The sequence below is a fragment of the Kitasatospora sp. MY 5-36 genome (genome assembly GCF_001182915.1).
Taxonomy (GTDB): domain Bacteria; phylum Actinomycetota; class Actinomycetes; order Streptomycetales; family Streptomycetaceae; genus Kitasatospora.
This window is the reverse complement of sequence record NZ_LFVW01000519.1, coordinates 1-6,106: the sequence shown is the minus strand read 5'-3', so window position 1 is coordinate 6,106 and position 6,106 is coordinate 1. Positions and strand designations below refer to the sequence as shown.

Here is a 6,106-nt window from a genome sequence, read left to right as displayed (position 1 = left end):
CACCCGCCCCGCCCCGGCCCCCGCCGCAGGCACTCCCGCACCGCCCCCCGCACCACCCCGTACGGCCCCAGCCGGACCCCACCGGGACCCGAGCCGCCGCTGCTGCAATCACCCCCGGACAAGGCCGCCCCACCCCACCCGGGCGAGGCCGGGGGAGCTCACGCGGGAGGAACGACGCGATGGTGACCAGACGCAGGATGATCGGCGCCGCCCTGGCGACCGGGGGAGGAGTCCTGCTCGTGCGCACCACGCTGCGCCCGGCCCCCTCCGCCGCCACCACCGCGGCCGCCGCCGCCAAGGACGCCGGCCACGCCCACCCGGCCGCCGCCCCCGACCCCGGCCCCGACGCCGGCCCCGCGCTCGCGGAGAAGTTCACCACCGCCCTGCCGCTGCCCCCGGTGCTCAGCCCCGTCTCCACCGACGGCGGCGCCGACACCTACGCGGTGACCATGCTGCGCTCCTACGCCCGCGTCCTGCCCGGCCGCCGCACCGAGGTCCTCACCTACAACGGCGCCTTCCCCGGCCCCGTCATCCGCGCCCGCTCCGGGCGCCCGGTGGTCGTCCGCCAGACCAACCTGCTCGACGACCCGGTCTCCGTCCACCTGCACGGCTCCGCCGTCCCCGTCGACAGCGACGGCGGCCCGATGAACCTGCTGGGCGCCGGCGCCACCCGCACCTACACCTACCCCAACGACCAGCCCCACGCGAGCCTGTGGTTCCACGACCACGCCCACCACCTGGAGTCCGAGCACGTCTACCGCGGCCTGGCCGGCACCTACCTGCTCACCGACGCCACCGAGGCCTCCCTGCCGCTGCCCGCCGGCCGCTACGACCTGCCCATCGCCCTGCGCGACGCCCGCTTCGACACCGCCGGCAACCTCGTCTACCGAATGGACGACGCCGAGGGCCGCGCCACCGTCCTCGCCAACGGCCGCCCCTGGCCCAAGGTCGACGTCGCCGCCCGCCGCTACCGCATCCGCCTGCTCAACTCCTCCAACCTGCGCTTCTTCTCCCTGCGCCTGGCCGACGGCGGCCCCATCACCCAGATCGGCTCCGACGGCGGCCTGCTGGAACGCCCCCACACCACCGACACCGTCGACCTGTCACCCGGCGAGCGCGCCGACGTCGTCATCGACTTCTCCCGCTACCGCCCCGGCACCAGCGTCGTGCTCACCAACTCCATGCCGCCCGGCCCCGCCGAACACATCGGCCAGGTCCTGCGCTTCGACGTCGGCCGCCCCGCCCCCGACCCCTCCAGCGTCCCCGACCGGCTGCGCACCCTGCCCCCGCTGGGCCCGGTGGCCCGCGAGCGCACCATCGTGCTGAAGGTCGAGGAGGGCGGCGCCGGCGTGGCCCCGCTCGGCCTGATCGACGGCCGGCAGTACGACCCCGCCCGCGTCGACGCCGCCGTCGCCTTCGGCACCTCGGAGATCTGGACGGTCCACAACGCCAACACCGACATCCCGCACAACTTCCACCTGCACCTGGTGCAGTTCCGCGTCCTGCAGCGCAACGGCGCACCCCCCGGCCCCGAGGAGGGCGGCCTCAAGGACACCGTGCGCCTGATGCCCGGCGAGAGCGTGCGCCTGCAGGCCACCTTCGACTCCTACCGCGGCCGCTACCCCTACCACTGCCACCTGCTGGACCACTCCGCGATGGGCATGATGGCCCAGATGGAGATCGCCTGACACCCCGGTCCCGGGGCCGCCCGCCGACGTCGCGCCGGACACGGGCGGCCCCGGGACCGGGGGAGCGGTCAGGACGCGTGGATGCCCTGCCCCGGCGTCAGGATCCCCGCCGGGTCCCAGCGGCGCTTGGCCCGCGCCACCGTCTCCCACAGCCCCCCGTAGTGGCGCCGCCAGTCCGCCCCCGTCATCCCCGGCACCGCCCCGATCAGGTACCGCTTGCCGCCCAGCTCCACCGCCAGGTCGTACAGCCGCCGGTTGCGCTCCAGCATCGCCGCCGTGTCCGAGCCCGGCCCCGGGAACGCCAGCAGGTCGAAGTGCCAGCCCACCTCCTGCCCGGGCAGCACCGCCAGCGGCGCCCGCACCTTCGAGCGCTGGTACGGGTAGAACAGCAGCAGCCCCGCCCCCAGGTCGGCGGCGGTCAGCACCTCCGCGGCCCGCGCCATGAACGCCCGCGCCGCGGACGCCGGCAGGAACACGCTCAGCCACGGCTTGGGCAGCGCCCACAGCCCCGACGCGCGCAGGTACCCGGCGAAGCCGTCCACCCGGAACGCGTACTCCCGCCAGCTCTGCTCCACCACCTCGCTCGTCACCGGGCGCAGCCCCGCCAGCAGCGCCGCCCGGTCCACCGCGCCCCCGGCGTCCGCGAACGCCACCAGCTCCGCCTTGTACCGCCAGCGCGAACCGTCCTCGCTGCGCACCACGTCGCCGACCTGGAGGTCGAAGCGGCGCTCGGCCATGACCTTCTGCTGGTCGGCGAGGTAGGCGTCCAGGTCGTCGTAGTACAGCGAGAAGACGTGGGCGCGTTCGCGGACCTTCACCAGGGCGAGGGTGGCGCGCACGATGACGGCGACCTGGCCGCCGCCGGCCAGCACGGCCTCGAACAGTTCCCGGTTGCGGGTGGGGGAGGCGGTGACCAGTTCGCCGGTGCCGGTGACGACGTCCAGTTCCAGCACGTTGTCGACCTGCATGCCGTGGCGCTGGACGCCGCCGCCGATGCCGCCGACGCTCAGCGTGCCGCCTACCGTCAGGTGCAGGTAGTCGGTGAGCACCGGCGGCACCCAGCCCGCGGCCAGGCCCGCCTCGGTGACCTGCGCCCAGGTGGCCCCGGCCTCGACGACGGCGCGCCCGGGGCGCACGGACAGGACCTTGGACAGGCCGCGGGCGTCGATGGCGACGCCGCCGCGGGGGTTGGCCTGGCCGTAGCTGGAGTGCGACTCCAGGCCGGCCTCGCCGAGCTGGGCGAGGTCGCCGCTCTGGCCGTTGACGGCCACCGGGATGCGGTGGCGGCGGGCGAAGGCGACCAGCTGCTGCACGTCGCGTACCGAGCCGGGGCGCAGGACGGCCCGGGGGGTGGCGGTGACGAGGTGGCCGAAGTCGGTGGCGAAGCGTTCCAGGCCGGCGCCCTGGAGGGTCACCGTGCCGTCCAGGGCGGGCAGTCGGGCGATGTCGGCGCCCGTGGCCGTCCCGGTCCCGGCGTCGGTGTCGGTTTCGGTGGCCCAGGCGGCGGTGGCGGTGTTCCAGCCGATGACGGCGCTGACGGCGCCGGCGCCGGCCGAGGCGAGGAGGGCGCGGCGTGACAGTCCTGACCTGCTCATATCAGAATTTCTCCGATCAGTCGTCAAATAGGGATTGTTGTACCGCAACCATCGGGTGATCACCTACTGCCCCGCACCGTCCAGCTGTTCGCGCAGGGCGGTGAGGCGGTGGAACACGGCGTTGACGAGCATCGGCCGGTACGGGTCCCGGTCGTTGTCCATCCAGGCGGTGGCCGTCGCGGCCTCCTCCAGCAGGGCCAGCCGGGCCCGGGGCAGGTCGGCCACCAGCGGGGAGCGGACCGCGTCCAGCAGGGCGTGGACGAGCCGGTGGGCGTGGACGCGCGGGTTGACCGCGAACAGCGTGCGGTAGACCCACAGCGCGTCCTCGCCGGACAGGATCCAGTCGTCGTTCAGCAGCAGCCGCACCCGTGCCCTCAGCACCAGGTCCTCGTTCATGTCGCGTGTCCCCCTTCGCCGTTCGTGAGCTGCCTCCCGCCGCGTGCGGGCAGCACGCCGTGCGCGCCTCCCGCCCTGGGCAGGGCGGTGGGCGCGGGGTTCGCGGTGGGATGCGCACGAGTCTGCGGGTGCGGGGCGGGGCGCGGCAAGGCGCAAGAAGGGTGTGCTGCGTCCTACCGGAGCGTTGCCCTGAGCTGGCAGGATGGGGGTCGGCACCCTCCGGGCGCGGTGGCGGACGCTAGCCTGGGCGCCATGTTCGTACTGGAGTTGACGTACACCGCCGCCCTGGAGTCGATCGAGGAGGCGCTGCCGCGGCACATCGCGTGGCTCGAGGAGCACTACGCGGCGGGCACCTTCCTCGCCTCGGGGCGCAAGGTGCCGCGCGACGGCGGGGTGATCCTCGCGGTGGGCGGGGACCGGGCCCGGATCGAGGCGCTGGTGGCCACCGACCCGTTCGTGCGGGCCGGGTTGACGCAGTACCGGGTGACGGAGTTCCTCGCCACCACCACCGCCCCGGAGCTGGCGGCCCACCGCCAGCGGCTGCCCGGCTGAGGCCCTGCGCCCCCGTTGGTCCCCGTCCGTCCGTGGTGCCCCGGGCCGTTCGCGCGGTTCGGGGCACGGTCGCGTTCTGGCTACGATCGGTGAACACGGGGCGAGGACGTATCGCGAGTACCGACTTTCGGCGGGAGAAGACGGATGGCACACGCACGGGCCGGGCAGCCGGCGCAGCCCGGTGACCTGGTGGACGTGGCGCGGCTGGTGACGGCGTACTACGCGCTGAACCCGGATCCGCAGGAGCCCGGGCAGCGGGTGGCGTTCGGGACCTCGGGGCACCGGGGCTCGTCGCTGGACGGGGCCTTCAACGAGGACCACATCGCCGCGACCACGCAGGCGATCTGCGAGTACCGGGCCGAACAGGGCGTCGCGGGACCGGTGTTCCTGGGCGCGGACACCCACGCCCTCTCCGAGCCGGCCAAGGCCACCGCCCTGGAGGTGCTGGCCGCCAACGGCGTGCACGTGCTGATCGACGCCGCCGACGGCTACACCCCCACCCCGGCGGTCTCGCACGCGATCCTCGCCCACAACCGGCGCAGCCCGCGCGCGCTCGCCGACGGCATCGTGGTCACCCCCTCGCACAACCCGCCGCGCGACGGCGGCTTCAAGTACAACCCGCCCAGCGGCGGGCCGGCCGGCTCGCAGGCCACCAACCGGATCCAGGACCGCGCCAACGAGCTGATCCGCGAGGGCATGCGCGGCGTCAGGAAGGTCCCCTACGCGCGGGCGCTGGCCGCCGCCACCACCGGGCGCCACGACTACCTCACCGCCTACGTCGAGGACCTGCCCTCCGTCCTGGACCTGGACGCGGTGCGGGAGGCGGGCCTGCGCATCGGCGCCGACCCGCTGGGCGGCGCGTCGGTGGCCTACTGGGCGCGGATCGCCGAGACCCACCGCCTGGACCTGACCGTCGTCAACCCGCGGACCGACCCGACCTGGCGGTTCATGACGCTGGACTGGGACGGGAAGATCCGCATGGACTGCTCCTCCCCGGCCGCGATGGCCTCCCTCATCGGCCGCAAGGACGAGTACGCCATCGCCACCGGCAACGACGCCGACGCCGACCGGCACGGCATCGTCACCCCCGACGGCGGCCTGATGAACCCCAACCACTACCTGGCGGTGGCCGTCGACTACCTCTACCGCCACCGCGCCGACTGGCCCGGCGACGCGGGCGTCGGCAAGACCCTGGTCTCCTCCTCGATGCTCGACCGCGTCGCCGCCGACCTCGGCCGCGCCCTGGTGGAGGTCCCGGTCGGCTTCAAGTGGTTCGTCGACGGCCTGCTGGAGGGCTCGATCGGCTTCGGCGGCGAGGAGAGTGCCGGCGCCTCCTTCCTGCGCCGCGACGGCGGGGTGTGGACCACCGACAAGGACGGCATCCTGCTCGCCCTGCTGGCCGCCGAGATCACCGCCGTCACCGGCGAGACCCCCAGCGCCCGCTACCGCGACCTGACCGAGCGCCACGGCGCCCCCTCCTACGCCCGGGTGGACGCCCCCGCCGACCGCGAGCAGAAGGCCCGCCTGGCCCGGCTCTCCCCGGAGCGGGTCGGCGCCGGCGAGATCGCCGGGGAGAAGATCACCGCCGTCCTCGCCAAGGCCCCCGGCAACGGCGCCCTGATCGGCGGCATCAAGGTCTGTACGGAGAACGCCTGGTTCGCGGCCCGGCCCTCGGGCACCGAGGACGTGTACAAGATCTACGCCGAGTCCTTCCACGGCGACGAGCACCTCGCCCGGGTGCAGGACGAGGCCCGCGCCCTGGTCGGCGAGGTCCTGCGGGGCTGAACCCGGTACGCCCGTGCCCCGGTCCGGCGGCCTGCCGGACCGGGGCACGGGCTTCTGCCCGGGCGCAGGTCGTCCCTCAGGCGCGGGACG

General features: G+C 74.7%; 5 protein-coding genes. 3 read left to right on the top strand and 2 right to left on the bottom strand.

What is annotated here, in order from left to right; genetic code table 11:
* Positions 1–179: 179 nt before the first annotated feature.
* Positions 180–1,688, top strand: a complete 1,509-nt coding sequence (locus AE652_RS28940) for a multicopper oxidase family protein (protein ID WP_049656783.1) — start codon at positions 180–182, stop codon at positions 1,686–1,688.
* 68 nt (positions 1,689–1,756) lie between these two features.
* Here the strand turns inward: AE652_RS28940 and AE652_RS28935 are convergent, their stop codons facing one another.
* Together AE652_RS28935 and AE652_RS28930 are read right to left on the bottom strand one after the other, a co-directional pair.
* Positions 1,757–3,283: an FAD-binding protein gene (locus AE652_RS28935; protein ID WP_049656781.1), complete on the bottom strand. Its 1,527-nt coding sequence runs from the start codon at positions 3,281–3,283 to the stop codon at positions 1,757–1,759.
* Between the two features lie 63 nt (positions 3,284–3,346).
* A complete protein-coding gene (locus AE652_RS28930) occupies positions 3,347–3,679 on the bottom strand; it encodes a hypothetical protein (RefSeq protein ID WP_049656779.1) in 333 nt (110 codons plus the stop codon).
* A 252-nt stretch (positions 3,680–3,931) separates the two neighbouring features.
* Here AE652_RS28930 and AE652_RS28925 point away from each other — a divergent pair, with 252 nt between their 5' ends.
* A complete protein-coding gene (locus AE652_RS28925) occupies positions 3,932–4,231 on the top strand; it encodes a YciI family protein (protein ID WP_049656776.1) in 300 nt (99 codons plus the stop codon).
* A gap of 144 nt (positions 4,232–4,375) precedes the next feature.
* The gene (gene pgm, locus AE652_RS28920; RefSeq protein ID WP_049656775.1) at positions 4,376–6,016 is read left to right on the top strand and encodes a phosphoglucomutase (alpha-D-glucose-1,6-bisphosphate-dependent); all 1,641 of its coding nucleotides are present in this window, start codon (positions 4,376–4,378) and stop codon (positions 6,014–6,016) included.
* The last annotated feature ends 90 nt before the right edge of the window (positions 6,017–6,106 follow it).

Bases quoted from the DNA above. Each gene is read 5' to 3' on its own strand.
- AE652_RS28940 (WP_049656783.1), top strand. From the start codon at position 180: ATGGTGACCAGACGCAGGATGATCGGCGCCGCCCTGGCGACCGGGGGA.
- AE652_RS28935 (WP_049656781.1), bottom strand. From the start codon at position 3,283: ATGAGCAGGTCAGGACTGTCACGCCGCGCCCTCCTCGCCTCGGCCGGC.
- AE652_RS28930 (WP_049656779.1), bottom strand. From the start codon at position 3,679: ATGAACGAGGACCTGGTGCTGAGGGCACGGGTGCGGCTGCTGCTGAAC.
- AE652_RS28925 (WP_049656776.1), top strand. From the start codon at position 3,932: ATGTTCGTACTGGAGTTGACGTACACCGCCGCCCTGGAGTCGATCGAG.
- pgm (WP_049656775.1), top strand. From the start codon at position 4,376: ATGGCACACGCACGGGCCGGGCAGCCGGCGCAGCCCGGTGACCTGGTG.